Origin of the sequence: Nocardia sp. NPDC050718, from assembly GCF_040654235.1 — a bacterium.
GTDB lineage: Bacteria > Actinomycetota > Actinomycetes > Mycobacteriales > Mycobacteriaceae > Nocardia.
This window is the reverse complement of sequence record NZ_JBFAHQ010000013.1, coordinates 60,330-86,308: the sequence shown is the minus strand read 5'-3', so window position 1 is coordinate 86,308 and position 25,979 is coordinate 60,330. Positions and strand designations below refer to the sequence as shown.

The following is a 25,979-nucleotide window of genomic DNA, read 5'->3' as shown; positions in this document are numbered from 1 at the left end:
ATGGTACTGCACTCGACAGGGTGTGGGAGAGTAGGACACCGCCGGAACATCATTGCGAAAGGCCCTCCAGCATTGCTGGAGGGCCTTTTTGCGTTCGCGTCCACAAGCCTTTCGCCGGGTCAGGGGACTACCGTGGAGCTATGGCGACCACGAGGATCGGCACGCACATCAATGCGCCCCGCGGAAGTGTGTATCAGCTGCTGATCGACCCCGAGGCGGTCCGGGCCTGGATGGTGCCCGACGGCATGGTCAGTGAGGTGCATCGGTTCGAGCCGGAGGAGGGCGGGGTCTTCTCGATCACCGTCACCCAGGACGAGTTCACCGCGGCGGGGACGACGGAGCAGCAGCACCATGCCTACTACGGGCGATTCCTGAGCCTGGTCCCGGAGGAGCGGGTGATGGAGGTGCTGGAGTTCGTCACCGAGATCCCGGATATGGCGGGCGCACAGACCATCACCTTCACGCTGGCCGACGCCGACGGCGGCACCGACCTCGAGGTGCTGCACGAGGGAGTGCCGCCGGGTATGACGCTCGCCGACAACGAGGTGGCGTGGGAAGTGGCGCTCGCGAAGATGGTCGCCCTGGTCGAGCGCGGCGCGATCGGCTGATCGGCCGCGCCCGGCCGCGCGTCGGTTCAGCGCACGGCGTCGTCGGCGCGCGGCGTGATGCCGGAGGCTGGGACGAGATTCCAGGCTTCGAGCTGCTTGCGGATCTGCTCGGTGGCGTCGATATTGAGCGGGCCGCTGGTCCACAGCGCGTACGGCAGGTTGAAGAAGCGGCTGTCGCGGACGGCGCGCAGCCCGTTGATGCCCGGCTTGCCGCGCAGCAGCTCCACCTTCTGCGCGTAACTCTGGCCGGGGTAGTCGACGAACATGATCGCGTCCGGGTCGGCGGCGGCCAGGCGCTCCCACGAGACCTTGGTCCAGGTGTCGGCGACGTCGTCGAGGACATTGCGGGCGCCGGCCGCTTCGAGGATCGCCTGGGGCGCACCGAACTTGCCGCTGGAGTAGATGGTGTCGGTCCCGCTGTCGAAGAGGAAGACCGTCGGGGCCTGCGCGGGCTTCGGGGCGGCGGTGAGGGCGGCCAGCCTGCGGTCGAGATCGGCGGTGACGTCGGCGGCGCGGTCGGGGTGGCCGGTGATGGCGCCCAGATCGGTCAGGTCGGTGCGCAGCGCGGTCCAGGGTTCGACGGTGCCGCGGGCGGCCGCGCCGTCCTGCTGGCGGCAGCTCTCGGTGAGGACGTAGGCGGCCACGCCGTCCTTCTGGAGTGCCGCGGGGGTGAGGTTGCTCGCCTCGTCGTAGCCGTAGCTCCAGCCCGCGACCATGACATCCGGGCGCTGGGCGAGGACGGTTTCGCGCGACGGGTACTCGGGGGCGACGGACTTCAGCCCGTCGACGACGGCGGCGCCGTAGTGCCTGCGCAGGGTGTCGGCGTCGCGCTGGATGCTCGACACCGCGGTCACCTGGTCCTGGGCGCCGAGCGCCAGGATCATCGAGACGAGGTTGCCGTCGTTGACGAACAGCCGCTGCGCGGGTGCGGGGAAGCGGGTGTCCTTGCCGCAGTTGCGCACCGTGATGGTGGACGCGGTGTCCGCCGAGGTGCCGGTGCAGGCCGCCAGGACGGCGGCGAGTGCGGTGGTGGCCAGGATCCGGCCGGTGTTCTTCATCAGCGCGCCTTTCGCGGGGTGATCAACAGATGGTCTTCGCCGGTCACCGGATGGGCGACCCGGGTGGCGTCCACGCCGAACACCTCGGCGACGACGGCGGGGGTCAGCGCCTCGGCGGGCGGCGCGGGCGGTCGGGCGATGCCGTTGTGCAGCACGATGATCCGATCGCAGTAGCGGTCGGCCAGCGACAGATCGTGCAGGGCGGCGACGACGGTGCGGCGCAGCCCGCGCACCAGGTCGAGGAGCTCGAGCTGGTGGGTGATGTCGAGGTGGTTGGTCGGCTCGTCCAGCAGCAGGACCGGGGTGTTCTGGAGCAGGGCGCGGGCCAGCAGCACTCGTTGCCGCTCGCCACCCGACAACTGCTGCACCGGGCGGTCGGCGAAACCCGAAAGATCCACTGCCGCCAGCGCTTCCAGCACCTGCTGACGCTCGCCCGATGCGCCGAGCCCCCACGGTGGCAGATAGGGGGTGAGTCCGAGGGCGACGACTTCGCCGACGAGCATGTCGGCGGGAGGGCTCTCGTCCTGGGCCACCAACGCCACCGCGGTGGCCCGGTGTCGCGGTCGTCGATCGTGCAGCGCACGGCCGTCGACGAGCACTCGGCCGCGTGCGGGTTTGCGGAGACCGGCCAGGGTTCGCAGCAGCGTGGTCTTGCCGCTGCCGTTGGGGCCGACGATGCCTACGGTCTCGCCGGGCTCGATCGAGAATTCCACGGCGGTGAGGACGTTTCGGCGGCCGATCGAACACGTCAGCCCGGCGGCCCGAATCGATCCGGGCCGCGCGGAGTTCGGGCGGGTGGTGTCGCCCGTGCCTGCGTCACCACCGTCGCGCTCGTCGTCGTTCGGCCGGGCGTCGACCGGATCGCCCGTCGCGGTCGGAGCGGTGACGGGGGCACTGGCCTCGGTGCCGGGACCGGTCACCGTGACGTGCGCGTCGGACCTAGGGGTGTCGTGATCGGTACCGGCGGAATCGATCCGCTGCGCAGAAGGCGTCGCGCCGCGGAGATCCGCGTGCTCGCTGTCGGCGGACCGTGCCGTGCGGGCCGTGTGTTCGTGGGTCGTCACGAGGCGCCGAAGTGGTAGCGGCGGCGACCCATCAGGAGCAGGAAGGTGGGTGCGCCGATGAGGCCGGTGAGGACACCGACGGGAATCTCGGTGGGGCGGACCAGGACCCGGGTCGCGGCGTCGGCGATGACGAGGAACAGCGCGCCGCACAGGGCGCAGGCGGGCAGCAGCGCACGGTGGCGTGGGCCGACGATCATGCGCGCGGCGTGGGGAACGACGAGCCCGACGAAACCGATCCCGCCCGACACCGCGACCAGCACCCCGACGAGCACCGCCAGCAGGACGAACAATCCGATGCGCAGTTCCTTCACCGGAACACCGATCGACGACGCGGTGGTCGCGCCGAGGGTGAGGGCGTCGAGCCACCCGGCGATGGCCAGCAGGACGGCACCCGCGACCACCACGACGACCAGCGGAAGCGCGAGGGTGGTCCAATCCGCCCCCGCGAGGCTGCCGAGCAGCCAGAACAGGACCGATTGCGCGGCGGCGGGATCGGTGCTGCGGAACACCAGATAGCTGCTGAACGCGGCGAAGGCCGAGCCGAGCACGGTGCCGGTGAGGACCAGCCGCAGCGGGGTGAGACCGCCCTGGGCGAAGGCCACCAGGAAGACGAGGGTGGCCGCGCCGAACGCGCCGGCCAGCGCGCCACCCGAGAGCGCCCAGATGCCCGCGCCCGCGAACAGCCCCGAGGTGATCACCGCGGCCGCGCCGACGCCCGCGCCGGAGGAGACGCCCAGCAGATAGGGGTCGGCGAGGGGGTTGCGCACCAGCGTCTGCATAGCCGCGCCCGCCAGCGCGAGACCCGCGCCGACCACGGCGGCCAGGACCGTGCGGGGCACCCGGAGCTGCCAGACGATCGTGTCGACGCCGAGGTCGGTGGGGGTGGTCCCGGTCAGGCGGGCGCCGAGGGTGTCGAGCACCGCGGACACGGGGACGATCTCGGCGCCGAAGCCGGTGGCGCCGATCATGGCGGCCAGCAACAGCGCCCCGAGCAGCGGGAAGGCGAGCGATGTCCGGGCACGGATCATCGCGGGTTCTCCAGAGGCAAGGCGCGGCCCTTTCAGAGGGTGCCCGGCGAGGGAGGTCTGACTTTCGCCGCGAGGCGATCACAGTGGCGCGACCGTTCCGGAGTTGCACCGGATTCCCGCACCCGCCGGGGAGGACGACCGAACTCTAACCTGGCACTCGGTGCCTGCGGTCTACCGGGGGACCGGCGGGTGTCACCGGTGTTCCGATCACGGTAAGGCTAAAGCTGTTCGGGAAAACCGCGGATTGATTCAATCCCACTATGCACCGACCGAACACCTTCCTGCCCGGCCTGCGAGGCCGCGCCACCGCCGCGCTCCTCGCGGTGGCCACCGTTGCGACGCTCGGCCTGAGCGGATGCTCGAACGGCAGCGACGCACCGGTCGGCACCCCGGACGCGCCCCTGCCCACCGAGGTTCCCGCGGGCACCACGCTCGTCGTGGCCGACCAGCAGGAGCGGTTGCAGTCCGCGCTGCGACTGTCCGGTGAGCTGGACAAGCTGCCGTTCAAGATCGAATTCGCCAACTTCGTCGGTGGCCCGGCCATTCTCGAGGCCTTCCGGGCCGGCGCGGCCGATGTGGGTCAGGTGGGCGACGTGCCGCCGATCCACGCGCTGGCCGCCGGGCAGGACGTGCCGATCGTCGGCTCGTATCAGACCAACCCGCAGGCGCTGAAACTCGCTGTCGCGCCGGGACGGTCGATCAGCAAGCTGACCGACCTGAAGGGCAAGAAGATCGCCTACGCCGAGGGCACCGCGCAGCAGGCGGCAGTGCTCAAGGCGCTCACCAAGGCGGGGCTGAAGCCCACCGACGTGCAGCTGGTCCGGCTGCAGCTCGCGGAGTTCCTCGATGCCGTGCGCACCGGTCAGGTCGACGTCGCGCCGCTGATCGAGCCCAATGTGACCCGGCTGCTGCGCACCCAGGGCGCCTCGGTGATCCCCGATTCGGAGACGACCGGGATCTACAGCGGCCTGGCCTACCTGTACGCGCGTCGCGCGGTGGTCCAGGACCCGGCCAAGGCCGCCGCCACCCGCGCCCTCGTCGGCGCGTTCGTGCGGGCCTGGCAGTGGACCAACACCCACCGCGAGGAATGGGCGACCAAGTACTACGTGGACAGCCAGAAGGTGAGCGTCGACGACGCGAAGCGGATCGTCGAATCGCTGGGTACCTACACGTTCCCGCACCTGGACCAGGCGCTGGTCGCCCGGCAGCAGACCACCATCGACGCGATCGACGCCGTCGGCGAGCTGCCGAAGAAGATCGATGCCGCCGACGGTTTCGATCTGCGCTTCGACGCGGCGGTCACCGAAGCGGTCACGGCCGGCGGGGCGGCGTTCGCGCCGGCGGCGAGCTGATGGCCACCCTCGACGCCGGCGTGCTGCGGCGGATTCGCAGCACGCCGGCGCCGGTCACGGCACTCGCACCGCGCGGGCGGGGCACCCGCAGGCTCGGACCCGGCAAGCCCATCCCGTTCGGTTTCGCGCTCGGTCCCGCGCTGCTCGTCGGCGCCTGGGTGCTCGGCTCGGCCACCGGCGCGATCGACCCGGACACCCTGCCCGCGCCGTGGACCGTCGCGCAGACCGCCGGTGACCTGATCGCCGACGGCCGGCTGCAGTCGAACCTGCTGACCTCGCTGCAGCGCGCCGCGCTCGGGCTCGGGCTCGGTGTGCTGATCGGCGTCGTGCTGGCGCTGGTGGCGGGCCTGAGCCGGATCGGCGAGGCGATCGTCGACGGGCCGGTGCAGATCAAGCGGGCCATCCCGACGCTGGCGCTGATCCCGCTGTTCATCGTGTGGTTCGGCATCGGCGAGGAGATGAAGCTGATCGTCATCACGACCAGCGTGCTGATCCCGGTCTATATCAACACCCACGCCTATCTGCGCAGCGTCGACGCCCGCTACGTGGAGCTCGCCGAGACCGTCGGGCTGTCGCGGTGGGGGTTCCTGCGGCGGATCGCGCTGCCGGGCTCGCTGCCGGGCTTCTTCCTCGGACTGCGGCTGGCGGTGACCATCTCCTGGCTGGCGCTGGTCGTGGTCGAGCAGGTCAACGCGACCAGCGGCATCGGCTACCTGATGACGCAGGCGCGCACCTACGGACAGATCGACGTCATCGTCGTCGGTCTGGTGATCTACGGACTCCTCGGGCTCTTCGGCGACCTCGCCGTGCGGGCGGCGGAACGGAAGGCGCTGGCATGGCGACAGACACTGGGCGACTGACCGACGAGGACCGCAGCGTGGTGCGCACCCGCGCGCTCACCCGCGGCTTCGGCGAGCGGATCGTGCTCGACGGCATCGACATCGAGATCCGGCGTGGCGAGTTCGTTGCGCTGCTCGGCCGCAGCGGGTCGGGCAAGAGCACGCTGCTGCGGGCGCTGGCCGAACTCGACGCCGATGTCCCCGGCTCCGGCGAACTCGCGGTGCCGACCCAGCGCGCCGTGGTGTTCCAGGATTCGCGGCTGCTGCCGTGGGCCCGGGTGCTCGACAACGTGGTACTCGGCCTCACCGGGCGCGACACGGCCGGGCGTGGGCGCGCGGCGCTCGCCGAGGTCGGCCTGGCCGGACGCGAGAAGGCGTGGCCGCGTGAGCTTTCCGGTGGGGAGCAGCAGCGGGTGGCGCTGGCCAGGTCGCTGGTGCGCGAGCCGGAGTTGCTGCTGGCCGACGAACCGTTCGGCGCGCTCGACGCGCTCACCCGGATCCGGATGCACGCGCTGCTGCAGGCGCTGTGCGAGCGGCACCGGCCCGCCGTGCTGCTGGTGACCCACGACGTGGACGAGGCCGTACTGCTCGCCGACCGCGTGCTGGTCCTGGACGAGGGCCGGATCGCGATCGACCAGCGCATCGACACGCCGCGCCCGCGCAGGCACGCGCACCCGGAGTTCATCCGGTTGCGCGAGGTCCTGCTGGCCGGGCTCGGCGTCGACACCACCGACATCGAGGAAGTGAAACAAGCGTCATGAGCGCACCACGGCAGCTGAGTCTCAACGCGTTCATCTACCCGTCGGGGCATCACGAGGCGGCCTGGCGGCATCCCGACAGCAGGCCCGACCGGATCTACGACGTCACCTACTACCAGGAGATCGGGCGCACCGCCGAGGCGGCGAAGCTGGACGCGGTGTTCTTCGCCGACGGGCCCGCGCTGCGCACCGATGTGCGCCACAACGCCGCCCCGGGCCTGGAGCCGATCACGCTGCTGACTGCGATCGCCGCGGCGACCACGCATCTCGGCCTGATCGCCACCGCGTCGACCACCTACTACGAGCCCTACAACCTGGCGCGGCTGTTCTCCTCGCTCGACCACATCTCCGGCGGCCGCGCGGGCTGGAACATCGTCACCACCGGTACCGATCTGGCCGCGGCCAACTTCGGCCTGGACCGGCATCCCGACCACGCCGAACGCTATGCCCGCGCGCGGGAATTCGTCGACGCGGTGGTGGCGCTGTGGGACAGCTGGGAGGACGACGCGATCCTGCTCGACCGGGCCGCTGGCGTCTACGCCGACCCGGACAAGATCCATCCGATCGACTTCGTCGGTGAACACCTCAGCGTGCGTGGGCCGTTCAACGCCGCGCGCACGCCGCAGGGGCATCCGGTGCTGGTGCAGGCGGGCGCGTCGAACGAGGGCAGGGCCTTCGCGGGCAAGTACGCCGAGGCCATCTTCACCGCGCACCAACGGCTGTCGGACGCGCAGGCCTTCTACGCCGACATCAAGGCCAAGGCGGCCGAGTTCGGGCGCGACGCGAGCGAGGTGAAGATCCTGCCGGGGATCAGCCCGTTCATCGCCGACACCGAGGCCGCCGCACTCCGGTTGGAGCGGGAGTTCAACGAGCTCACCGTGCCCGAATACGGGATCAAGCAGCTGGAATCCCTCACCGGTACCTCGCTGCGCGCCCTCGCGCTGGACGAACCGGTGCCGGTCGAGACGTTCGCCGGGGCAGGCGATGTCACCGACAACGCGCGCAGCCGGTTGCAGGTGGTGGCGGGCATCGTCGAGCGGGAGCGACCGACCCTGCGCGGGCTGCTACACCGGCTCGCGGGCGCGCGCGGGCACCGGGTGTTCGCCGGGACGCCGGAGCAGATCGCCGACACCATCGAGGAATGGTTCACCCAGGGCGCGGCCGACGGCTTCAATGTGATGCCGCCGTACTACCCCGGTGGGCTGGAGGTGTTCGCCGAGACGGTGGTGCCGATCCTGCAGGAGCGCGGGCTGTTCCGCACCGAGTACACGGGCACCACGCTGCGCGATCACTTCGGGCTGGCCCGGCCGCGCGGGCGGTTCGCGCCGGAACCCGTCAGCGTCGGATGAACCGGATCGACGACGAGAACTGTTGTACCGCTGGGCCGGAAGCCGTGATGCCGTGAGCGCGCGTCGTGGCTCACTCCGGCGGACGGCTGGGTCTCGGTGAGCGCCGGGGTAGTCGACGAATCGGTGCGGATGCGGTCGCTCGTGTGGCCGGTGTTCGCGCCGATGGCGCTGTACGGCGTCGGCGCTGGGGCGGCCGCGCCGATGTACGCGCTGCGGGCGCTCGACCTCGGGGCGTCGGCGGGCGCGGCGGGGCTGATCGTCGCGTTGAGTGGGCTCGGGATGGTGCTGACGGATCTGCCCGCGGGGCGGATCGTCGCGCGGATCGGGGAGCGGGCGGCGATCGGGGTCGGCAGTGTGCTCGGCACGGTCGGGGTGCTGGCGGCGATCCTCGCGCCGAATCTCGCTGTGCTGGCGGTGGGTCTGCTGTTCAACGGGGCGGCGGGCGCGGTGTGGGGGCTGGCGCGGCAGACCTATCTGGTCTCGGTGGTGGCGCCCGATCAGCGCGGGCGGGCCATGTCGACGCTGGCGGGCGCGCACCGTCTCGGATTCTTCTGCGGGCCGTTCCTCGGTGCCGCGCTGGTGCACGGGTTCGGGCCGGTCGGCGCGCTGTGGCTGCAACTCGTCACCACGCTGCTGGCCAGCGCGGCGATGGTGACCATCCGCGCCGCCGACCTCGACGACGTGGCGGCGCTGCGGCCGCTGCACACGGTGCTCTCCGAGAACCGCAGGGCCCTGGGCACGCTCGGGCTCGCCTCGGTCGCGGTCGGCGCGGCGCGGGCCTCGCGCACCGCGCTGCTGCCGCTGTGGGCGGCGCACCTGGGCATCGATGCCGCGACCACCAGTCTGCTGTTCGGGCTGGCCGGTGCGATCGACGTGCTCATGTCGTACCCGGCCGGGGTCTGGCTGGACCGGGCGGGCAGCCGGGTCACCGGCATCGCCTGCGGCATCTGCTTCGCGGCGGGGTACGCGGCGCTGCCGTTCACCCACTCGGCGCTCACCATGGGCGCCGCGACCATGCTGCTCGGGCTGGCCAACGGCCTGAGCAACGGCTTGATCATGACCGTCGGCGCCTTCGCCGCACCGGAGGACCGCCGCGCGGAATTCCTCGGCGCGTGGCGGCTGACCCACGATGTGGGGATGTTCGCGGGCCCGGTCTCGGTCGGGTTGGTCGGTGCGGCCGCGGGCCTGGCCGCCGCCGGTGCGCTGCTCGCGGTCGGCGTCGGCCTGGGCACCGTGGCGATCTACCGCTGGTTCCCGGGCCGGGTGCGGCCGCGGCTGGTGAGCGACGAGTGATGCTGCGGCCCATGGGTGTTCGGGCTGCCGCGAGGGGCGATCGTAGAAGGCGCGCGGGTGCAGCGGTCTGCATCGGCGAGTGCGCCTGGCGGGCGGGGCGCCGATCGAGCGGTCTACCTCCCGGCGGGATCGCGGCCGGTGAGGCCGAGGATGCGGTCGAGGAGGGGAGCGTCGGCGGCGACGGGGATCTCCGGGCCGTAGATGCCCATCGCGCGGCCCTGGTCGGCGGTGGCGGTGGTCTCGTCGAAGGCGTAGAGGAGCAGGTCGTCGTCCCAGTCGGCGGTCGTGCCGAGGGCGCGGGCCAGGTCCCAGCCGTGGACGATCAGTTCGCCGACGACCATGCCGCCGACCAGTGCCGCGGGCAGTTCCGTCGGCCCGCCCATGTGGGTGGTGCCCTGCCACGCCTCGGGGTCGCGCCAGGCGGTGGCGAGATCGGCGAGCTGGGTGTCGAGGGCGGCGGGCCAGTCGCCCGCGGTGAGGTCGACCTCGGATTCGGCGGTAGCGGGCGGGGCGACCGACTCCTTGCGCGCCGCGCCGATGAGCGACGGACCCCAGAACAGCAGGTGGTTTAGCAGGGCGCGGACATCGAACTCGGCGCAGGGCGTCGGGGCGGTGAGCTGGTCCGGCGTGAGGGTGCGCAGGAGCTTCGAGAGTGGTTCGGCGGCGCGGGCGACGCGTTCGGTTTCGGACATACAGCGAGGTAATCACCCTCGGCCTCGCGCTGTCTTGAACAAACGCGACATACACTCGCCGCGTGGAGCGCGACCCGCGGGAACTCGGCGGTGCCTGGCGCGCGGCGCAACGGCACACGTTCGCCGAACCGTCGGGGGAGCCGGCGCGCTACGTCGCGCGGTACTGGTCGGTGACCTGGGCCTACGAGCGGCCGTATCGGCAGTTGGTGGTGCCGCTGCCGAATGTCCACCTGAGCTTCCGGGACGGGCGGGCCGAGGTGCACGGGCCGTCGTCGTCGCACGTGTATCGCGAGTTGTCGGGGACCGGTTCGGTATTCGGTGTCGCGTTCCGGCCCGGCATGTTCCGTCCGTTCCTCGGCGGCCCGGTAGCGCGGCTGCGGGACCGGACGATCGACGCCACAACGGTATTCGGCGCAGCGCTGCCCGCGGTCGCCGACGTCGACACGGTCGAGCGATTCCTTCGCGCGCACCTGCCCGGTCCGGACCCGCGGGCCGACCTCGCCGCCCGGATCGTCGCCGCGATCGCCGAGGACATCGAGGTGACCAGGGTGGAGACGATCGCGGACCGATTCGGGCTGAGCGTGCGCGGGCTCCAGCGGCTGTTCGCCGAGTACGTCGGACTCGGCCCGAAATGGGTGGTGCGCCGCTATCGCCTGCACGAGATCACCGAGCGGCTCGCCGCCGGGACCGAGATCGACTGGGCCGGGACCGCCGCCGAGCTCGGATACGCCGATCAGGCCCACCTCAGCCGGGATTTCCGCCGGATCTTCGGCGAACCGCCGACCCGCTACGCGCGGCGCTACGACGCGCGCTGACCCCGCCGCCTCAGCGGACGCGGGTGCCCAGGATGGTGCGCACGCCCGCGATGAACAACTGCAGGCCGAAGTCGAAACGCGCGGTCGGGTCGGGGGTGTCGTGCAGCGGGGAGGCGTCGTCGGTGAGCGCGCCCACCGAATCCATCTGCATGCGGGACTGCTCGTCGACGGTCTGGCCGAGCACGTAGTAGAGCAGGGTGTAGGCCGTGAGTTCGGCTTCCTCCCTGGTCATTCCGGCGCGGATGACGATGCCGGCGAGGCGCTCGCGGGCCTTGCTGGTGGTCAGCCGCGAGGCGTAGGTGGCCGAGACCAGTTCGGCGCCGTCGCGGTAGGCCAGCAGGCAGTCGCGCAGCCGGTGGGCGAGTTCGGTGAGCTGCTCGGGCCAGTCGACGGCGGTGATCGGCTCGTCCATCGGCGCCAGGATCCGGTCGGCGACGGCGCCGAGCAGCGACTGCTTGTCCTTCACGTGCCAGTACAGCGCACCGGGCTGGACCTGCAGCGATCCGGCCAGCCGTCGCATCGTCAGGTCGCCGAGACCGTACTGGTCCAGAATCGCGACGGCGGCATCGACCACATCCGTCTTCCGCAGTTGCACGCGTGTCCTTCCCCAGAGATTCACCGACCCGAGTGTCGTGTCTCACTCGCACCCGCTACCCTAGCCTGAACACCGTTCAAGTTGCACGGCCACGCCGGGTGGATCACACCCGTGCTCGTGCGCGAACCCCGTCGAAGGGACATCACGTCGTGACACAGGCACCCGTCCAGACCGACATTCTGGCCATCGCCCGTGAGCAGGTGCTCGAGCGCGGTGAAGGCCTCACCGAGGCGCAGACCGTCGAGGTCCTGCGCCTGGGCGACGACCGCCTGGAAGCGCTGCTCGAACTCGCCCACGAGGTGCGGATGAAGTGGTGCGGCCCGGAGGTCGAGGTCGAGGGCATCATCAGCCTCAAGACCGGCGGCTGCCCCGAGGACTGCCACTTCTGCTCGCAGTCGGGCCTGTTCCAGTCGCCCGTGCGCGCGGCCTGGCTCGACATCCCCAGCCTCGTCGAGGCGGCCAAGCAGACCGCCAAGACCGGCGCCACCGAGTTCTGCATCGTCGCCGCGGTCCGCGGCCCGGACGAGCGCCTGATGGCGCAGGTCGCCGCGGGCGTCGAGGCGATCCGCAACGAGGTCGACATCCAGGTCGCCTGCTCGCTGGGCATGCTGAACCAGGAGCAGGTCGACCAGCTCGCCGCGATGGGCGTGCACCGCTATAACCACAACCTGGAGACCGCCAAGTCGCACTTCCCGAAGGTGGTCACCACGCACACCTACGAGGAGCGCTGGGACACCCTGCGCATGGTCCGCGAAGCAGGCATGGAGGTCTGCTGCGGTGGCATCCTCGGCATGGGCGAGACCATCGAGCAGCGGGCCGAGTTCGCCGCGCAGCTGGCCTCGCTCGAGCCCGACGAGGTGCCGCTGAACTTCCTCAACCCGCGCCCCGGCACCCCCTTCGGCGACCTCGAGGTGCTGCCCGCGGCCGACGCGCTGCGCGCCATCGCCGCGTTCCGCCTGGCGCTGCCGCGCACCATCCTGCGTTTCGCCGGCGGCCGCGAGATCACCCTCGGTGACCTGGGCGCCAAGCAGGGCATGCTCGGTGGCATCAACGCCGTCATCGTCGGCAACTACCTGACCACCCTCGGCCGTCCCGCCGAATCGGATCTCGATCTGCTGGGTGAGCTGAAGATGCCGATCAAGGCGCTCAACGAAACCCTCTGAGACGCGGGCGCAGTAGGGTGACTGATATGGACGAGCGCTACAACCCGTTCACCGGCAAGCGGATCGTGCCGGGGCTCGACGACGCGATGCCCGCGGCCGCCGCGCTCGGGCTCGAGCCGCCGCGGTTCTGCGAGCAGTGCGGCCGCCGGATGATCGTGCAGGTCAGCCCAGACGGCTGGTGGGCCAAGTGCTCCCGGCACGGGGTCATCGAATCGGCGCAGCTGGAACGCCGGTAGTGGTCGCCGAGGTCGGCGCCGCGCCGCGCCCGGAGGTCCTGCGCCGTGAGGTGATCGGCGTCGGCGTCGTCGCGGTCGTCGTGCTCGTGGCGAGCGCGGCGGCCGGGGTGGCGTGGGGTCTGCTCGCGCCGACCGAACGGCTGCGGGTGACCCAGCCCGGGCGTGCCGCCGTCCTCACCGGCGAGAGCCTGCACCTGTTCGACGCGGTCGGGATGTTCCTGTGCCTGGGCGCGGTGGTCGCGGTGCTGACCACGATCGCCGCGTGGCGGGTGCGCAGCGTGCGCGGTCCCGCGCTGGTGGTGGGGATCCTGCTCGCCTCGGGACTCGGTGCGGCGGTGATGATGTGGCTCGGCGAGGCGGTCGCCGAACAGCGGCATCCGCGTCCGCACGATCCCGCGATCGGTCAGATCATCGCGCTCCCCGCGGAAGTCGGCACCGACCTCGCATTGCTCGTGCAACCCTTCCTCGCCGCGCTCGTGCTGCTGTTCCTGGCCGCGCTGCATCCGCGCACCGATCTCGGTTCGGGCTCGGCGGGTCTGCTCGGCGACCTGCGACCGGCCGAATTCGACGACTATCCGGTGGCCGGACCGGCCGAGGAATATCGTCCCAGCGGCGATTTCGATTCGAGTCCGCAACCGCGCGTCTGAGCGCGGCCCGCGCCCCCGACCGGCGCTACCATCGCCGATATCGGCAGGTGGACGGCTCGGGAGGAGTGGGTCGTGGGGTTCATCGGAGGCGGTCCGGTCGTCGAAGAGCTGGACGCGACATTCTGGCGGCTGATCGAGCCGCTCACGTATCAGGGTGCGGTACAGACCTTCACGGTCCCGGCCGGCTTCCGCACCGATTTCGCCTCGGTGCCACGGGCACTGGTCTGGCTGATCCCGCGCTACGGCGCCTACACCAGGGCCGCGATCCTGCACGACTACCTGTGCCGCACCGGCACGGTCAGCCGCGCCGACGCCGACGGCATCTTCCGCCGCTGCCTGCACGAGTTCGCGGTCTCGACGCCGCGCCGCTGGATGATGTGGGCCGCAGTGCGTCTGGGCAGTCACCTGTGCGGCGCGACACCCGGTGACATCGCGCGCTGGATCGTCATCGCGGTGCCGTCGCTGCTGTTCCTGGCGGTGCCGGTGGTCGTGGTGACCGTGGCGCTGTGGCTGTTCTGGGTGGTGGAGCTGGCCTTCTGGGCGATCGGCAGGCTCGGCAGGCGCACGACCGCGCCGCCGCCGGGCCCGCAGATGAAGACGGCCTAGCCACACTTCACCCAGAACGGGCGATGTGCGCGGCCCGTTCGCTCCCTAGCGTCGGTCCCGGAGGACTGTGCGACACTGCGCGAAGTCTTCTCCGGCGGTGTTCACCAGACCGAGGGAGTGTCGATGTCCGAGCCGAGCACGGGTGCCGCGGCGCCGTCCTGGTCGATTCCCCGCGGACTGATCGTGCTGCTGTCGCTGGCCGCCGGCGTCGTCGCGATCGCGGGTCTGAAAGTCTTCTCGGGCATCGTCGGACCGGTCTTCCTCGCCCTCATGCTCACCATCGCGGTGCAGCCGTTGCAGGGGTGGGCGCAGCGGCGCGGGTGGCCGACGTGGGTGGGGATGATCATCGCCCTGCTCGCGGTGGTGGGGATCCTGCTCGGGATCGGCCTGGCGCTGGTGGTGTCGGCGTGGCAGCTGGCCTCGCTGCTCCCGGAATACGGCGACAAGCTGAACTCGCTGCTCGACAACGTCCGTGGGCTGCTGTCGGACCTGGGCATCAGCTCCGAGCAGGTCCACAAGGTGCTCGACGGGATCGACGTCGGCAAGATCGCCGGGGTCGTCGAGGAACTGCTCGGCGGCGTGCTCGGGGTCTTCTCGAATCTGTTCTTCGTCCTCGCCCTGCTGCTGTTCATGGCCGTCGACGGGATGACGATGGACAAGCGGATGGCCGTGGTGCAGAAGCAGCGGCCCGCCATCGCGAGCGCGCTGCTGTCGTTCACCGAGGGCACCCGCAAATACCTCGTCGTGTCCACCGTGTTCGGCGCGATCGTGGCGGTGATCGACGGTGGCGCACTGTGGTTGATGGGCGTGCCGCTGCCGATCCTGTGGGCGCTGCTGTCGTTCATCACCAACTACATCCCGAACATCGGCTTCGTCATCGGGGTCATCCCGCCCGCGCTACTGGCGCTGCTCGACAGCGGCCCGGTGCTGATGATCTGGGTGATCGTGGTCTATTCGGTGATCAACTTCGTGATCCAGTCGATCATCCAGCCCAAATTCGTCGGTGACGCGGTCGGTTTGAGCGTGACCATCACCTTCCTGTCGCTGGTGTTCTGGGCGTGGGTGATCGGCGCGCTCGGGGCCCTGCTCGCCATCCCGCTGACCCTGCTGGTCAAGGCGCTGTTGCTCGATATCGACCCGTCGACCCGGTGGGCCGACGTGCTGATCGGCGCGCCGCTGCCGAAACCGGTGCCGGAAGAAGCGGAAGCGGAGGCGGAGCCGGAAGCGAAGGGGCCGTGACGACGACGATGGTGGCGCCGCCCCCGCGTCCGGTGACCCAGGGCGTCGCGGCCGGAATCACCATGCTCGGTGTCGCCTTGCTGCTGGTCGCGAGCATTCTGGAGATCCTGCGCGGCATCGCGTGCGTGGCCGGTGCCGAGATCTTCGACGGCACACGGCCGTACACGTTCGAGCTGGATATCACCACGTGGGGGTGGCTGCATCTGCTGATCGGGGTGTTCGGGGTCGCGGTCGCGCTCGGCATGATCCTGGGCGCGCGCTGGGCGCTGCTGGTCGCGGCCGGGCTGGCGGGGGTGTCGATCATCGCGAATTTCGCGTCGCTGCCGTACTACCCGTGGTGGTCGGTGGTGGTGATCCTGCTCGATCTGGCCGTCCTGTGGGCGGTGTCCACCTGGGAGCCCGTTCGGTACTGAGCCGACCGGGGTCTCGCTGTCTCGACAGACCGGAGCCACCATGTCCGCGCCAGCCACGTCGATCGCCGGTCCGGCGCTCGGGGAGTCGGGTGCTCGGCGCCGGACGGGCTCGGCCGTGCCGGTCGCTCGGCTCGTGGGGTGGGTGTTCGTCGTCGTGGCGACCGGGTGGGCGTTCCGGCGGACCTGGCGCGAGATCGGTATGCCCGTCGACAGCGGGTACGCGGGGTTCGGTGCCGTGCTGTGCGTACTAATCGCCGCGGCCACGCTCGGCATCGCGATGCGGCGCGGGCCCGCGCTGTCCCGGGATCCGGCCACCGACATGGCCATCGGGCTGACGGGCCTGATCGCCGCCGTCGGCCTGCTCGGTGTGCTGACGGTGCGGCTGGGGGCGGAGTACCTGCCGTTGCGCCTGGACCTGTTGGCGGCCTGGGTCTTCGCGATCAGCGCGACCGTGGTGGTGTCCGGGGTGCGGTCGGTCGTCCGGTTCTGGCCGGTGTGGGCGATGCTGCTCGCGCTGTTGCCGCCGGTGTACGGGGCCGGGCTGGTGCTCCTGGGCAAGGGCGGGGTTCTGGTGCTGCTCGCCGGGTGCGCGGTGGCGGTGGTCGTCGGTCGCTCGGTCTCGCCGGTCGGCGGCGTGTGCGGAGCGAGCATTGATCGGCCGGTCGACGGCCTGGCGGAGGACGTGCTGGGCCGTGGTGAACGGCCGGACGCGCACACCGGCGGTGGACCCCGTCGGCGGGTGGCTCGACTCGGGATACCCGGCGCCGGTGTGGTTCTGGTCGCCGCCGCGGTCTCGGCGTGGATCCCGGTGCCGCGGGACGGGATCCCGGAGGCCACCACGGTGACCGGTGTCGTCGCGGGCGAGGGGGTCGTCGTGCCTGGTTGGAATGTGCTCGAAAGTCACCGATATCCCTGGGCGGCAGACTATTTCGAAGACGCGCGGTTCGGTACCCGGAGCTTGCTGGAGGCCGAGGAGGTCGATCCGGACTGGGACGCCGCCGGGCGCAAGCGCCGGGTGACGGTGGATGTGCTCGGTGCCGGGAACGGCGACGGCCTCGACCGGTATCCGGACTTCGCGCACTACCGGCTGGCCGAACCGCGCTTCGGTCCGCCCTCGTATTTCGAGCTCGGCGCGGGCGTCGTCGGGCGGATGCGCACCGTCGTCGACGACCACGGTGCCCTGCGCTGGACATGGCTGAGCTGGGACTGGCGGGGCGCGGGCGGCGCGGAACGGGTGACCCTGATCGCCTCGACCGACCATCTGCCCACCGCGGTGTTCCCCGAGCCGGACGGCTCGCTCGGCACCACCGCGAGCGCGATCCTGCGGCAGACGTTGCGCGGCCGGTCGATCGACGGCGGTCCGGCCGTCCTCGCCGACAGCGACCTGCTGCTCACCCTGGCCCACCTCCTGGTCGCGGTCCGGACCGGCGCGCGGTGATGCCACGGAAAACCGGTGGCGCGCACGGTGCCGGTCCACCTACCGTCGACCGGTCAGCATTTGCACCGGGGGAGGACCTGGCCGTGCGCGCCACCGAGAACACCAGCACCGAACAACCCGCCGAGCGGCCCGATCTCGCCGCCTGGCGACGTCGGCACGCGCTGCGCAGCTCGTCCGCCGCCACCGCCGTGCCCAGCGGCCGCACCTACCGGCGCTCGGCGAAACACCGAGATCGCCGCTATGACAGCTGAACCGCCGCCGGGCGACGCCGACGACTGGGTCCGGCTCAACCGGGCGCACTGGGACGAACGCGCCCCGATCCACGTCCGCTCGGACCTCTACGACCTCGATGGCTTCGTCGCGGGCCGGGAACACCTGCGCGACTTCGAGATCCGCGAGATCGGTGACGTACGGGGCAAGCGGCTGCTGCACCTGCAATGCCATATCGGCACCGACACCCTGGGCTGGGCCCGGCGCGGCGCCGTCGTGACCGGTCTGGATTTCTCGGCGCCCGCGATCGCGGCCGCGCGTGCGCTGGCCGCGCGGATCGGCGCCGACGACGCCGAATTCGTGGAGGCGGAGGTGTACGACGCGGTCGACGCGCTGGCCCACCGCACCTTCGACATCGTCTACACCGGCCTCGGCGCGCTGTGCTGGCTGCCCGACCTGCGTCGCTGGGCCGAGACGGTCGCGGCCCTGGTGGCGCCCGGCGGATTCCTCTACCTCAGCGAATTCCATCCGGTCGGCGACCTGCTCAGCCCCGACGACGGCCGCACCGTGATCGACGACTACTTCGACCCGGCGCCGGTCGTCGAACTGGTGCCGGGCAGCTACGCCGCCCCCTACGCGGTGACCACCGCCGATGTGACCGTCGGCTGGCGGCACGGCATCGGCGAGGTCGTCTCGGCCGTGGCCGCCGCCGGGCTGCGGGTGGAGTCGTTGCGCGAGCACGATTTCACCGTCTCCCCACGCTTCGCCTTCCTCGAACAGGACGAGCGCGGCTACCGGGCACCGGCGGGCATGCCACGAGTGCCGCTGCTGTACTCGCTGCGGGCAGCGCGGACCTGACCCCGCCACGCGGGGTTGATCAGGTATCCGCCGAGTAGCGGCGGACGGCGATCGGGATCGCGAGGGCGAAGAGTACGGCGATCCAGGCGGCCGCCGCGGCGACCGGATGCTGCATCGGCCAGGCGCCGCCCCGGGTCGCGGACAGGTCGGCGCCGAGCAGCTCGCGCAGCGCGGCGACGATGGCGCTCACCGGATTCCACTCCGCGATCGTGGCGATCACCGACGGCATGGTCGAGGTCGGGACGAACACGTTCGAGAACATGATCGAGCCGAAGATCAGCGGTGCCGTCTGCTGGAGCATCTGCTCGTCGCGGATCGCGGCGCCGAGCGCGATCCCCAGCCACGACAGCGCGCAGCGGAAGGCGAGCAGCAGCGCGATCGCCACCGCGACCTCGCCCACCGTGGCGTCCACCCGCCAGCCGAGCAGCGCGCCGATGCCGGACATCAGCGCCAGCGCCAGCACCCCGACCACCGTTTCGGCCAGCGCGAAGCCGGTCGGCGCGGCCGCGGGCGACAGCGGCAGCGCGCGCAGCCGGTCGGTGAATCCGCTGTGCAGGTCGGCGTTCGCGGTGGACGCGGTGGAGGTCAGGCCCATCGCCGCGACCAGGACCAGCACGCCGGGGACCAGGTAGGCGCGGTAGGCGGCGGCGTCGCTGCCCCCGGAGAGCGCGCCGCCGAAGACGAAGCCGAACAGCAGCATCATGCCCAGCGGCGCGGCCAGCGTGATCGCGAACAGGCCCGGCGAATTGCGGTAGTTGGTCAGGACGCGCTCGAACAGCACCGCCGCGCCGGTGTACACGGAGACCGACCGGGTCTCGGTGGCGCTCATCCCCGCACCTCCTTCCGCGCACCCGCCGCGACCCGGTCGCGGCCGGTGAGTGCGAGGAACGCGTCGTCGAGCGTCGTCGCGCGGGTGCCGATATCGCGCACCGTGATGTCGGCGGCGTCGAGCGCGCGCAGCACCGGTAGCAGGCCGGGGGCATCGCCGGTGAAGGTGAACGACAGCTCCATCGGTGAAAGGCGCTGCGCTGGTGGGGAATCCGATGGCGCGCCACCGAAGGTCGCCAGCACCGCGGCGATCTCGGCGTAGCGGTCGGCATCGTCGACGATCAGGTCGAGCCCGGCGGGCACGGCCGCGAGGATCTGCGCGGGCGTGCCCGCCGCGACGACCCGGCCCGCCTCCAGGATGGTGATCGCGTCGGCCAGGCGCTGCGCCTCGTCGAGGTACTGGGTGGTGAGCAGCACGGTGGTGCCCTCGGCGACGAAATCGCGCACGTACCGGTAGATCTCGTTGCGGCTGTGCGGATCGAGCGCGGTGGTCGGCTCGTCCAGGAACAGCACGGCGGGGCGCACGATCATGCCCGCGACGATGTCGAGCCTGCGCCGCATCCCGCCCGAGTAGGTGCGGACCACCCGGTCGGCCGCCTCGGCCAGCTCGAAGCGGTCGAGCAGCTCGCCCGCGTGCCGCCGGGCCGCCGTCGCGCGGAAGCCGTTGAGCCGGGCCAGCATCACCAGATTCTGCCGCCCGGTCAGGCGCGGGTCGACGGCGTGGAACTGGCCGACCAGACCCAGTTGCCGCTTCGCGTCCTCGGCGTGGGTGACGGTGTCGAATCCACCGATCGCGGCCCGCCCCGAGGTGGGGCGCAGCAGCGTCGCCAGCATGCGCACGGTGGTGGTCTTGCCCGAGCCGTTCGGCCCCAGCAGGGCGTGCACCTGGCCGGCGGGTACCCGCAGGTCCACCCCGTCCACCACGGTGTTGTCGCCATAGGTCCTGGTCAGTGCAGCGGCGTCGATGGCATGCACGGCAATCTCCCTCCATTGGGAACAGTGTTCGCAATTGCAGGATACGCATCTGCTAACACTGTTCGCAACTAGGGATCTGCGGCATGCTGGCAGGTATGACGCACACCGGAACCTCGCTGTGGTCGCGCGGCGCGGCGCCCCGGCCGGGGCCGCGCCCGGCGTACACCCTCGACCAGCTCGCCGACGCCTGCGTGCGGCGCGCCGACGCGGGCGGGCTGCGCGCGGTCTCGATGCGCGGGGTGGCCGACGAGCTCGGTACGGCGGCCGCCTCGCTGTATCGGTACGTCGACGGCAAGGACGACCTGATCGCACTGATGGTCGACCGGGTGGCGGGGGAGTATCGGTACCCGGAGCTGACCGGCGACGTGCGCGCCGACGTGCTCGCGCTGGCGCAGCAGTCGCGCGCCCTGCACGGTCGGCATCCGTGGCTGGTGCAGGCAGTGCCGTCGAGCATGGGCCCGAACTCGGTGCGCTACCTGGACCGGATGGCGGGCACACTGGCGCAGGCCGGGCTGGACGCGGGCGCGGTCATGATGGGCGTCGCGATGCTCTCCGGGTGGGGCGCGAACTTCGCGTCGCGGGAGCGCGCGGGCTTGTCGACCGGGGATCTCGGCGGCGCGCTGGCGGCCTCGACCGGCGATCCGGCGCGCGAGTATCCGAATCTGACCACGCTGTTCGGCACGGCACCCGCCGGCGTGGGCGCGTCGGTCGACAACGACGCGGTGTTCGCCGCCGGTATCGACGCGCTGCTGTTCGGCATCCTGCCGCGCGCGTGAGCCGTTGCGCGACAGGCGAAGTCGAGCCGAGTCCGGGCGACCTGGGCCGCCCGGCTCGGGGTTCGAGCGGCCGGAGTTACTGCGCCCGGCGCAGGATCACCAGCGGCAGCGGCTTGTCGACCTTGGCCTGGTACTCGGCCAGCAGCGGATTCTCCGCCAGCGCCCAGGCCGCGAACTCGTCATAACGCTCGCCGGTGAGCACGTCCGCCGTCGCCGCGAAGCGGTCGCCGCCGAGCTCGATCGTCACCCGCGCATCGGCTTTCGCGTTGTGATACCAGGCCGGGTAGCGGTCCTCGATGAACGAGCTCACGTACAGCACGTCGCCGCGGTACAGCGCCCCGAGGGGAACGACGTGGGGCTTGCCGCTCCTCGCGCCGGTCGTGGTGAGCAGCAGCAGGGTGGCGCCCTTGTAGTCGCCGCCGACCTGCCCGTCGTTCGCCCGGAACTCCGTGATGACGCCGTCGTTCCAGCCGGCCATCTCGTCCGGGCTGAACTCTTTGTTCCACGGCGCTTCCGGATCGTCGTAGGAGGTGATCGATGTCTTCGCGGTGTCGTCGCCCATGCCCGCCAGTCTGACAGCGGCCACCGACAGATTCGGTGGGTGCGCGCTCAGCTCGGCGGGCGCAGGGCCGCGAATTCGTCGGTGACCCGCAGGCCGGAGTCGCTGAACCGGTAGAGCGCGGCGGGGCGCCCGCCCGCGCGGCCGGAGGGGGCGGTGGCGCCGGTGGGGGTGATCACCCTGCGGCGCGAGAGGACTCGCTGGAGGTTGGTCGTGTCGACGTCGTATCCCAGGGCCGCGCAATAGATTTCGCGCAGGGTCGACATGGTGAAGGTGTCGGGGGCCAGCGCGTAGGCGATATTGGTGTAGGAGAGCTTGGCGGCCAGGCGGGTGCGGGCGTGGTCGACGACGGTGCGATGGTCGAAGGACATGTCCGGGAGGGCCGAGACCGGGTGCCAGGTGGTGTCGGCCGGGAGTTCGGGCTCGGTGGTCAGCGGGACCAGGCCGAGATAGGCCGAGGCGATGCGGCGCGGTGCCGGGACGCGATCGGGCGCGCTGAACACCGAGAGCTGCTCCAGATGGGCCAGCTCGCGCACGTCGACCTTCTCGGCCAGCTGGCGCCGGGCCGAGGCGTCGAGGTCCTCGTCGTCGCGCAATCGGCCGCCGGGTAGCGACCAGGTGCCCTTCTGCGGATCGAGCGCCCGCTCCCACAGCAGAACCGCCAATTCCGGGTGCCTCGAGCGGCCCTCGATGCCTCTACCTGCGGAAACGTCGGCGGGGAAGCGGCGAACCTGGAACACCGCGGTGAGCGATTCGTGGATGGTGTTACTATGGGGCACGTTTTCGATTGTAAGTCGAAAACCTGGTTTGGTGCGAATCGAGGCGAGGAAGCCGTTCGCACGAGGAAGGGAGCCACCATGGCGACGACGACCGCGCAGCCGACGCTGATGGGTTCGGTCTTCGACGGACCCACGGGGTACACGGGTGTCGAAGCGACGCCGGAGTGGGCGCAGGAGGTGCGGCGGCTGGCGCGTGAGCGCAACGCCACGATCCTCGCGCACAACTACCAGCTGCCCGAGATCCAGGACGTGGCCGACCACGTCGGCGACTCGCTGGCCCTGTCGCGGATCGCGGCCGAGGCCGAAGAGGACACCATCGTGTTCTGCGGCGTGCACTTCATGGCCGAGACCGCCAAGATCCTGAGCCCCGCCAAGACGGTCCTCATCCCGGACCAGCGCGCCGGCTGCTCGCTGGCCGACTCCATCTCCGCCGAGGAACTGCGTGCCTGGAAGGCCGAGCACCCGGACGCGAAGGTGGTGTCCTACGTCAACACCACCGCCGAGGTGAAGGCGCTCACCGACATCTGCTGCACGTCGTCCAACGCCGTCGACGTGGTCGCCTCGATCGACCCCGACGTCGAGGTGCTGTTCCTGCCGGACCAGTTCCTCGGCGCGCACGTCAAGCGCGAGACCGGCCGCGACAACATGCACATCTGGGCGGGCGAGTGCCACGTGCACGCGGGCATCAACGGTGACGAGCTCACCGAGCAGGCCCGGACCCACCCCGACGCCGAGCTGTTCGTGCACCCGGAGTGCGGCTGCGCCACCTCGGCGCTGTACCTGGCGGGCGAGGGGGCGTTCCCGGCCGAGCGGGTGCACATCCTGTCCACCGGCGGCATGATCGACGCGGCCAAGGCCTCGACGTCGAACCAGGTGCTGGTGGCGACCGAGGTCGGCATGCTGCACCAGCTGCGCAAGGCGGCACCCGGCATCGACTTCCAGGCCGTCAACGATCGCGCCTCCTGCAAGTACATGAAGATGATCACCCCGGCCGCGCTGCTGCGCTGCCTGGTCGAGGGCGCCGACGAGGTGCACGTCGACCTGGCGATGGCCGAGGCGGGCCGCGCCTCGGTGCAGCGGATGATCGCGATCGGCAACCCCGGCGGTGGGGAGTGACCGCGCCGCTCGTCGCGCGGCCGGTCCGGTAACGACCATGACGGCGACGGTTCCGGTCTCCTGGGAGGCCGAGGTCGACCTGGTGGTCATCGGCGGTGGCGTCGCGGGGCTCACGGCGGCCCGCACGGCGTCGCTGCGCGGGCTGCGGGTGCTCATCCTCAGCAAGGGCGGGCCCACCGACACCTCGACGCAGTACGCGCAGGGCGGCATCGCGGTCGTCGCGCCGCGGGGCGATTCGGTCGACTCGCACGTGCGCGACACGGTCGAGGCCGGTGCCGGGCTGTGCGAGGTCGAGGCGGTGCGCTCGATCGTCGAAGGCGGGCAGGCGGCGGTGGCCGCGCTGACCGACCTGGGCGCGGTGTTCGATCTGGGCCGTGACGGCCAGATCTCGCGCACCCGCGAGGGCGGGCACAGCACCCGCCGGATCATCCACGCCGGTGGTGACGCCACCGGCGCCGAGGTGCAGCGCGCGCTCAACGCGGCCGGGCTGCCGGTGCTGTTCGGTGCCGCCGCGTTGCGTGTGCTGACCGGTCCCGCCGGTGTGCGCGGCGTCGTCGCGGTGTCGGACAACGGTTTCGGCGTCGTGCGCACCCCCGCGGTGCTGCTGGCGACCGGTGGGCTCGGCCAGCTCTACGCCTCGAGCACCAACCCGCCCGGCGCGACCGGCGACGGCGTGGCGCTGGCGCTGTGGGCCGGTGCCGCGGTGGCCGATCTCGAATTCGTGCAGTTCCATCCGACCGTGCTCTACACCCCCGGCGGAGTGGGCAGGCGGCCGTTGATCAGCGAGGCCGTGCGCGGGGAAGGCGCGATCCTCGTCGACGCCGAGGGTGATTCGGTGACGGCGGGCGTGCATCCGCGCGGTGACCTGGCGCCCCGGGACGTGGTGTCGCGGGCCATCGCGGAGCGGATGCGGGCGACGGGGACCGATCACGTGTTCCTCGACGCGCGCCACATCGACGGCTTCGCGCGCCGGTTCCCGACGATCACCGCGTCGTGTCTGGCGGCGGGGATCGACCCGTCGGCGCAACTGATTCCGGTCGCGCCCGGCGCGCACTACCAGTGCGGCGGGGTGCTGACCGACACCGACGGGCGGACCGAGGTGCCGGGGCTCTACGCCGCCGGTGAAGTGGCCAGGACGGGGTTGCACGGAGCGAACCGGCTGGCGTCCAACAGCCTGCTCGAAGGGCTGGTCGTGGGGGAGCGAGCCGGTTCGGCCGCCGCCGAGCGGCTCGGCTCACCGACCGGCGGCGACGAGATCGCCGCGTGGACAGTGGAATTCGCGGACCGTGCGGTGGTCCAGCAGGCGATGACCGAACACGCCTCGGTCGTGCGCGACGGTGCCGGCCTCGGTACCGCCCTCGCCCGGATCGACGCGGCGCGGTCGGTGGTGGCGCCCCTCGATGTCGCCGCACCGCAGGCGGTCCAGCCGCTCGACGGAACCGGTCCCGGAGAGGGCGTTTTCGACGCGGCGCGCACGCTGCGCCGGATCGAGGACGCCGCGCTGACGCTGACCGCCCGCGCGCTGCTGGTCGCGGCCGCGGGCCGCGCCGAGAGCCGTGGCTGCCACACCCGCTCGGAGTACCCGGGTCCGGTCGAGGGCCTGCGGCACAGCACGGCGGTTCGCCTCGGCGCGGACGGAGCGCTCGCGCTGTCCGCCGTCGCGGTCGATGCCGCGGTGTCGATCGGCGCGCGGTGACCAACCACCCTGCGGCAGGCCGCGGCACCGGCTGCCGCACAAGCAATTCCGGCGTACCGGTGAGGATCGCCGCTGGATCGAGCGGGCGCGCGACGCGCCCGAGAACAGGAGTGCAGTGATGGCTCTGGATGCCGCCCTCGACCGCGAGGAACTGCTGACGCTGATCCGTTCCGCGCTCGACGAGGACCTGCGCTACGGACCCGACGTCACCACGGTCGCGACCGTGCCCGCCGACGCGGTGAGCAAGGCGTCGGTGGTCTCGCGTCAGCACGGCACCGTCGCGGGTCTCGATGTCGGCCTGCTGGTGCTCGACGAGGTGATCGGCGCGGGGGACTACACCGTCACCGACCGGGTCGCCGACGGCACCCGGGTGGAGCCGGGCACCGCGGTGCTGAGCATCGAGGCGCCGACCCGCGGTCTGCTGACCGCCGAGCGGACCATGCTGAACCTGGTGTGCCACCTGTCCGGTATCGCGACCGCCACCGCGGCCTGGGTCGACGAGGTCGAGGGCACCGGCTGCGCGATCCGCGACAGCCGTAAGACGCTGCCCGGGCTGCGCGCGTTGCAGAAGTACGCGGTGCGGGTCGGCGGCGGTGTCAATCATCGGATGGGCCTCGGCGACGCGGCGCTGATCAAGGACAACCACGTCGTCGCCGCGGGTTCGGTCGTGAACGCGCTGCGTGCTGTGCGCGAGCTGGCCCCCGAGATCGCCTGTGAGGTGGAGGTCGACAGCCTCGAACAGCTCGACGCGGTGCTGGCCGAGAACGTCGAACTGGTGCTGCTCGACAACTTCCCGCTGTGGCAGACCCAGGCCGCCGTGCAGCGTCGCGACGCCGCGGCGCCCGCGACGAAGCTCGAGTCCTCGGGCGGTCTGTCGATCGAGCAGGCCGCCGACTACGCGCGCACCGGGGTCGACTACCTCGCCATCGGCGCGCTCACGCACTCGGTGCGGGTACTGGACCTCGGCCTGGACATGTGAGGCCGTCCCG

The 25,979-nt window shown here is 71.5% G+C and carries 29 protein-coding genes and 1 riboswitch; of the genes, 20 read left to right on the top strand and 9 right to left on the bottom strand.

The genetic code is table 11. The features are described 5' to 3' along the window. Positions 1-140 precede the first annotated feature (140 nt). Positions 141-608 carry an SRPBCC domain-containing protein gene (locus tag AB0H54_RS33060; protein ID WP_357350905.1) on the top strand — a complete coding sequence of 156 codons (468 nt, stop codon included), beginning with the start codon at positions 141-143 and terminating at the stop codon, positions 606-608. 26 nt (positions 609-634) lie between these two features. On the opposite strand, the gene AB0H54_RS33055 is transcribed toward AB0H54_RS33060, so the two are convergent. Genes AB0H54_RS33055 through AB0H54_RS33045 form a run of 3 tightly spaced genes read right to left on the bottom strand, consistent with a single transcriptional unit; the run spans position 635 to position 3,758 of the window. Then, on the bottom strand, positions 635-1,666 hold the full coding sequence (locus AB0H54_RS33055; protein WP_357350903.1) for an ABC transporter substrate-binding protein: 1,032 nt from the start codon (positions 1,664-1,666) through the stop codon (positions 635-637). Next, the gene (locus AB0H54_RS33050; protein WP_357350901.1) at positions 1,666-2,730 is read right to left on the bottom strand and encodes an ABC transporter ATP-binding protein; all 1,065 of its coding nucleotides are present in this window, start codon (positions 2,728-2,730) and stop codon (positions 1,666-1,668) included. The genes AB0H54_RS33055 and AB0H54_RS33050 overlap by 1 nt, the downstream gene beginning before the upstream one ends. Beyond that, on the bottom strand, positions 2,727-3,758 hold the full coding sequence (locus tag AB0H54_RS33045) for an iron ABC transporter permease (protein ID WP_357350899.1): 1,032 nt from the start codon (positions 3,756-3,758) through the stop codon (positions 2,727-2,729). Before AB0H54_RS33045 ends, AB0H54_RS33050 begins: the two co-directional genes overlap by 4 nt. 54 nt (positions 3,759-3,812) lie before the next feature. Continuing rightward, positions 3,813-3,876: riboswitch (cobalamin riboswitch) on the bottom strand. 142 nt (positions 3,877-4,018) lie between these two features. On the opposite strand from AB0H54_RS33045, the gene AB0H54_RS33040 reads away from it, so the two are divergent. The 5 genes from AB0H54_RS33040 (at position 4,019) to AB0H54_RS33020 (ending at position 9,349) form a co-directional block, all read left to right on the top strand. Further along, positions 4,019-5,110 (top strand): ABC transporter substrate-binding protein, encoded by a 1,092-nt coding sequence (locus AB0H54_RS33040; protein ID WP_357350897.1) that lies wholly within the window; start codon positions 4,019-4,021, stop codon positions 5,108-5,110. Continuing rightward, the gene (locus AB0H54_RS33035; protein WP_357350895.1) at positions 5,110-5,970 is read left to right on the top strand and encodes an ABC transporter permease; all 861 of its coding nucleotides are present in this window, start codon (positions 5,110-5,112) and stop codon (positions 5,968-5,970) included. Before AB0H54_RS33040 ends, AB0H54_RS33035 begins: the two co-directional genes overlap by 1 nt. Next, positions 5,946-6,710 carry an ABC transporter ATP-binding protein gene (locus AB0H54_RS33030; RefSeq protein WP_357350893.1) on the top strand — a complete coding sequence of 255 codons (765 nt, stop codon included), beginning with the start codon at positions 5,946-5,948 and terminating at the stop codon, positions 6,708-6,710. The genes AB0H54_RS33035 and AB0H54_RS33030 overlap by 25 nt, the downstream gene beginning before the upstream one ends. Beyond that, positions 6,707-8,056 (top strand): LLM class flavin-dependent oxidoreductase, encoded by a 1,350-nt coding sequence (locus tag AB0H54_RS33025; protein ID WP_357350891.1) that lies wholly within the window; start codon positions 6,707-6,709, stop codon positions 8,054-8,056. Before AB0H54_RS33030 ends, AB0H54_RS33025 begins: the two co-directional genes overlap by 4 nt. Positions 8,057-8,152: 96 nt before the next feature. Next, on the top strand, positions 8,153-9,349 hold the full coding sequence (locus AB0H54_RS33020) for an MFS transporter (RefSeq protein ID WP_357350889.1): 1,197 nt from the start codon (positions 8,153-8,155) through the stop codon (positions 9,347-9,349). A gap of 113 nt (positions 9,350-9,462) precedes the next feature. On the opposite strand, the gene AB0H54_RS33015 is transcribed toward AB0H54_RS33020, so the two are convergent. Beyond that, positions 9,463-10,041, bottom strand: a complete 579-nt coding sequence (locus AB0H54_RS33015; RefSeq protein ID WP_357350887.1) for a TIGR03086 family metal-binding protein — start codon at positions 10,039-10,041, stop codon at positions 9,463-9,465. A 62-nt stretch (positions 10,042-10,103) separates the two neighbouring features. On the opposite strand from AB0H54_RS33015, the gene AB0H54_RS33010 reads away from it, so the two are divergent. Next, positions 10,104-10,856, top strand: coding sequence for a helix-turn-helix domain-containing protein (locus AB0H54_RS33010; protein WP_357350885.1), 753 nt, complete (start codon positions 10,104-10,106; stop codon positions 10,854-10,856). Positions 10,857-10,866: 10 nt separating this feature from the next. Here the strand turns inward: AB0H54_RS33010 and AB0H54_RS33005 are convergent, their stop codons facing one another. Then, complete coding sequence (locus AB0H54_RS33005) at positions 10,867-11,451, bottom strand: TetR/AcrR family transcriptional regulator C-terminal domain-containing protein (RefSeq protein WP_355283150.1); 585 nt, start codon at positions 11,449-11,451, stop codon at positions 10,867-10,869. Between the two features lie 149 nt (positions 11,452-11,600). Here AB0H54_RS33005 and bioB point away from each other — a divergent pair, with 149 nt between their 5' ends. The 9 genes from bioB to AB0H54_RS32960 all read left to right on the top strand — a co-directional run bounded on the left by bioB (position 11,601) and on the right by AB0H54_RS32960 (position 18,261). Continuing rightward, the gene (bioB, locus tag AB0H54_RS33000; protein ID WP_019046302.1) at positions 11,601-12,614 is read left to right on the top strand and encodes a biotin synthase BioB; all 1,014 of its coding nucleotides are present in this window, start codon (positions 11,601-11,603) and stop codon (positions 12,612-12,614) included. A gap of 26 nt (positions 12,615-12,640) precedes the next feature. After that, positions 12,641-12,850, top strand: a complete 210-nt coding sequence (locus tag AB0H54_RS32995; RefSeq protein WP_189033945.1) for a hypothetical protein — start codon at positions 12,641-12,643, stop codon at positions 12,848-12,850. Continuing rightward, positions 12,850-13,497 carry a DUF2567 domain-containing protein gene (locus AB0H54_RS32990; RefSeq protein ID WP_355283154.1) on the top strand — a complete coding sequence of 216 codons (648 nt, stop codon included), beginning with the start codon at positions 12,850-12,852 and terminating at the stop codon, positions 13,495-13,497. The genes AB0H54_RS32995 and AB0H54_RS32990 overlap by 1 nt, the downstream gene beginning before the upstream one ends. A gap of 72 nt (positions 13,498-13,569) precedes the next feature. After that, a complete protein-coding gene (locus AB0H54_RS32985) occupies positions 13,570-14,103 on the top strand; it encodes a DUF1353 domain-containing protein (protein ID WP_357350882.1) in 534 nt (177 codons plus the stop codon). A gap of 123 nt (positions 14,104-14,226) precedes the next feature. Continuing rightward, positions 14,227-15,342, top strand: coding sequence for an AI-2E family transporter (locus AB0H54_RS32980; RefSeq protein ID WP_357350880.1), 1,116 nt, complete (start codon positions 14,227-14,229; stop codon positions 15,340-15,342). Next, complete coding sequence (locus AB0H54_RS32975) at positions 15,339-15,755, top strand: hypothetical protein (protein WP_355283162.1); 417 nt, start codon at positions 15,339-15,341, stop codon at positions 15,753-15,755. The genes AB0H54_RS32980 and AB0H54_RS32975 overlap by 4 nt, the downstream gene beginning before the upstream one ends. Positions 15,756-15,795: 40 nt before the next feature. Then, positions 15,796-17,193, top strand: a complete 1,398-nt coding sequence (locus tag AB0H54_RS32970) for a hypothetical protein (protein WP_357350878.1) — start codon at positions 15,796-15,798, stop codon at positions 17,191-17,193. Between the two features lie 83 nt (positions 17,194-17,276). Then, positions 17,277-17,444 (top strand): hypothetical protein, encoded by a 168-nt coding sequence (locus AB0H54_RS32965; RefSeq protein WP_357350876.1) that lies wholly within the window; start codon positions 17,277-17,279, stop codon positions 17,442-17,444. Next, positions 17,434-18,261: a class I SAM-dependent methyltransferase gene (locus AB0H54_RS32960; RefSeq protein ID WP_357350874.1), complete on the top strand. Its 828-nt coding sequence runs from the start codon at positions 17,434-17,436 to the stop codon at positions 18,259-18,261. Before AB0H54_RS32965 ends, AB0H54_RS32960 begins: the two co-directional genes overlap by 11 nt. Positions 18,262-18,280: 19 nt before the next feature. On the opposite strand, the gene AB0H54_RS32955 is transcribed toward AB0H54_RS32960, so the two are convergent. Next, positions 18,281-19,090 carry an ABC transporter permease gene (locus AB0H54_RS32955; RefSeq protein ID WP_357350872.1) on the bottom strand — a complete coding sequence of 270 codons (810 nt, stop codon included), beginning with the start codon at positions 19,088-19,090 and terminating at the stop codon, positions 18,281-18,283. Then, positions 19,087-20,064, bottom strand: coding sequence for an ATP-binding cassette domain-containing protein (locus tag AB0H54_RS32950; protein ID WP_357350870.1), 978 nt, complete (start codon positions 20,062-20,064; stop codon positions 19,087-19,089). The genes AB0H54_RS32955 and AB0H54_RS32950 overlap by 4 nt, the downstream gene beginning before the upstream one ends. A 95-nt stretch (positions 20,065-20,159) precedes the next feature. On the opposite strand from AB0H54_RS32950, the gene AB0H54_RS32945 reads away from it, so the two are divergent. Beyond that, the gene (locus AB0H54_RS32945) at positions 20,160-20,840 is read left to right on the top strand and encodes a TetR/AcrR family transcriptional regulator (RefSeq protein WP_357350868.1); all 681 of its coding nucleotides are present in this window, start codon (positions 20,160-20,162) and stop codon (positions 20,838-20,840) included. A 76-nt stretch (positions 20,841-20,916) separates the two neighbouring features. Here the strand turns inward: AB0H54_RS32945 and AB0H54_RS32940 are convergent, their stop codons facing one another. Both AB0H54_RS32940 and AB0H54_RS32935 read right to left on the bottom strand, forming a co-directional pair. After that, positions 20,917-21,402, bottom strand: a complete 486-nt coding sequence (locus tag AB0H54_RS32940) for a nitroreductase/quinone reductase family protein (protein WP_357350866.1) — start codon at positions 21,400-21,402, stop codon at positions 20,917-20,919. Positions 21,403-21,449: 47 nt separating this feature from the next. After that, complete coding sequence (locus tag AB0H54_RS32935) at positions 21,450-22,178, bottom strand: NUDIX domain-containing protein (RefSeq protein WP_357350864.1); 729 nt, start codon at positions 22,176-22,178, stop codon at positions 21,450-21,452. Between the two features lie 78 nt (positions 22,179-22,256). On the opposite strand from AB0H54_RS32935, the gene nadA reads away from it, so the two are divergent. From nadA to nadC, 3 genes are all read left to right on the top strand, one after another. Continuing rightward, positions 22,257-23,294, top strand: a complete 1,038-nt coding sequence (nadA, locus tag AB0H54_RS32930) for a quinolinate synthase NadA (RefSeq protein ID WP_355283187.1) — start codon at positions 22,257-22,259, stop codon at positions 23,292-23,294. Between the two features lie 37 nt (positions 23,295-23,331). Beyond that, on the top strand, positions 23,332-24,990 hold the full coding sequence (locus tag AB0H54_RS32925) for an L-aspartate oxidase (protein ID WP_357350861.1): 1,659 nt from the start codon (positions 23,332-23,334) through the stop codon (positions 24,988-24,990). Positions 24,991-25,108: 118 nt separating this feature from the next. Beyond that, complete coding sequence (gene nadC / locus AB0H54_RS32920) at positions 25,109-25,969, top strand: carboxylating nicotinate-nucleotide diphosphorylase (RefSeq protein ID WP_357350859.1); 861 nt, start codon at positions 25,109-25,111, stop codon at positions 25,967-25,969. Positions 25,970-25,979 lie beyond the last annotated feature (10 nt).

Excerpts from the sequence above, each read along its gene's own strand:
- AB0H54_RS33060 (WP_357350905.1), top strand. The coding sequence starts at position 141 with ATGGCGACCACGAGGATCGGCACGCACATCAATGCGCCCCGCGGAAGT.
- AB0H54_RS33055 (WP_357350903.1), bottom strand. The coding sequence starts at position 1,666 with ATGAAGAACACCGGCCGGATCCTGGCCACCACCGCACTCGCCGCCGTC.
- AB0H54_RS33045 (WP_357350899.1), bottom strand. The coding sequence starts at position 3,758 with ATGATCCGTGCCCGGACATCGCTCGCCTTCCCGCTGCTCGGGGCGCTG.
- AB0H54_RS33040 (WP_357350897.1), top strand. The coding sequence starts at position 4,019 with ATGCACCGACCGAACACCTTCCTGCCCGGCCTGCGAGGCCGCGCCACC.
- AB0H54_RS33035 (WP_357350895.1), top strand. The coding sequence starts at position 5,110 with ATGGCCACCCTCGACGCCGGCGTGCTGCGGCGGATTCGCAGCACGCCG.
- AB0H54_RS33030 (WP_357350893.1), top strand. The coding sequence starts at position 5,946 with ATGGCGACAGACACTGGGCGACTGACCGACGAGGACCGCAGCGTGGTG.
- AB0H54_RS33025 (WP_357350891.1), top strand. The coding sequence starts at position 6,707 with ATGAGCGCACCACGGCAGCTGAGTCTCAACGCGTTCATCTACCCGTCG.
- AB0H54_RS33015 (WP_357350887.1), bottom strand. The coding sequence starts at position 10,041 with ATGTCCGAAACCGAACGCGTCGCCCGCGCCGCCGAACCACTCTCGAAG.
- AB0H54_RS32995 (WP_189033945.1), top strand. The coding sequence starts at position 12,641 with ATGGACGAGCGCTACAACCCGTTCACCGGCAAGCGGATCGTGCCGGGG.
- AB0H54_RS32980 (WP_357350880.1), top strand. The coding sequence starts at position 14,227 with ATGTCCGAGCCGAGCACGGGTGCCGCGGCGCCGTCCTGGTCGATTCCC.
- AB0H54_RS32970 (WP_357350878.1), top strand. The coding sequence starts at position 15,796 with ATGTCCGCGCCAGCCACGTCGATCGCCGGTCCGGCGCTCGGGGAGTCG.
- AB0H54_RS32960 (WP_357350874.1), top strand. The coding sequence starts at position 17,434 with ATGACAGCTGAACCGCCGCCGGGCGACGCCGACGACTGGGTCCGGCTC.
- AB0H54_RS32955 (WP_357350872.1), bottom strand. The coding sequence starts at position 19,090 with ATGAGCGCCACCGAGACCCGGTCGGTCTCCGTGTACACCGGCGCGGCG.
- AB0H54_RS32945 (WP_357350868.1), top strand. The coding sequence starts at position 20,160 with ATGACGCACACCGGAACCTCGCTGTGGTCGCGCGGCGCGGCGCCCCGG.
- AB0H54_RS32940 (WP_357350866.1), bottom strand. The coding sequence starts at position 21,402 with ATGGGCGACGACACCGCGAAGACATCGATCACCTCCTACGACGATCCG.
- nadA (WP_355283187.1), top strand. The coding sequence starts at position 22,257 with ATGGCGACGACGACCGCGCAGCCGACGCTGATGGGTTCGGTCTTCGAC.
- AB0H54_RS32925 (WP_357350861.1), top strand. The coding sequence starts at position 23,332 with ATGACGGCGACGGTTCCGGTCTCCTGGGAGGCCGAGGTCGACCTGGTG.
- nadC (WP_357350859.1), top strand. The coding sequence starts at position 25,109 with ATGGCTCTGGATGCCGCCCTCGACCGCGAGGAACTGCTGACGCTGATC.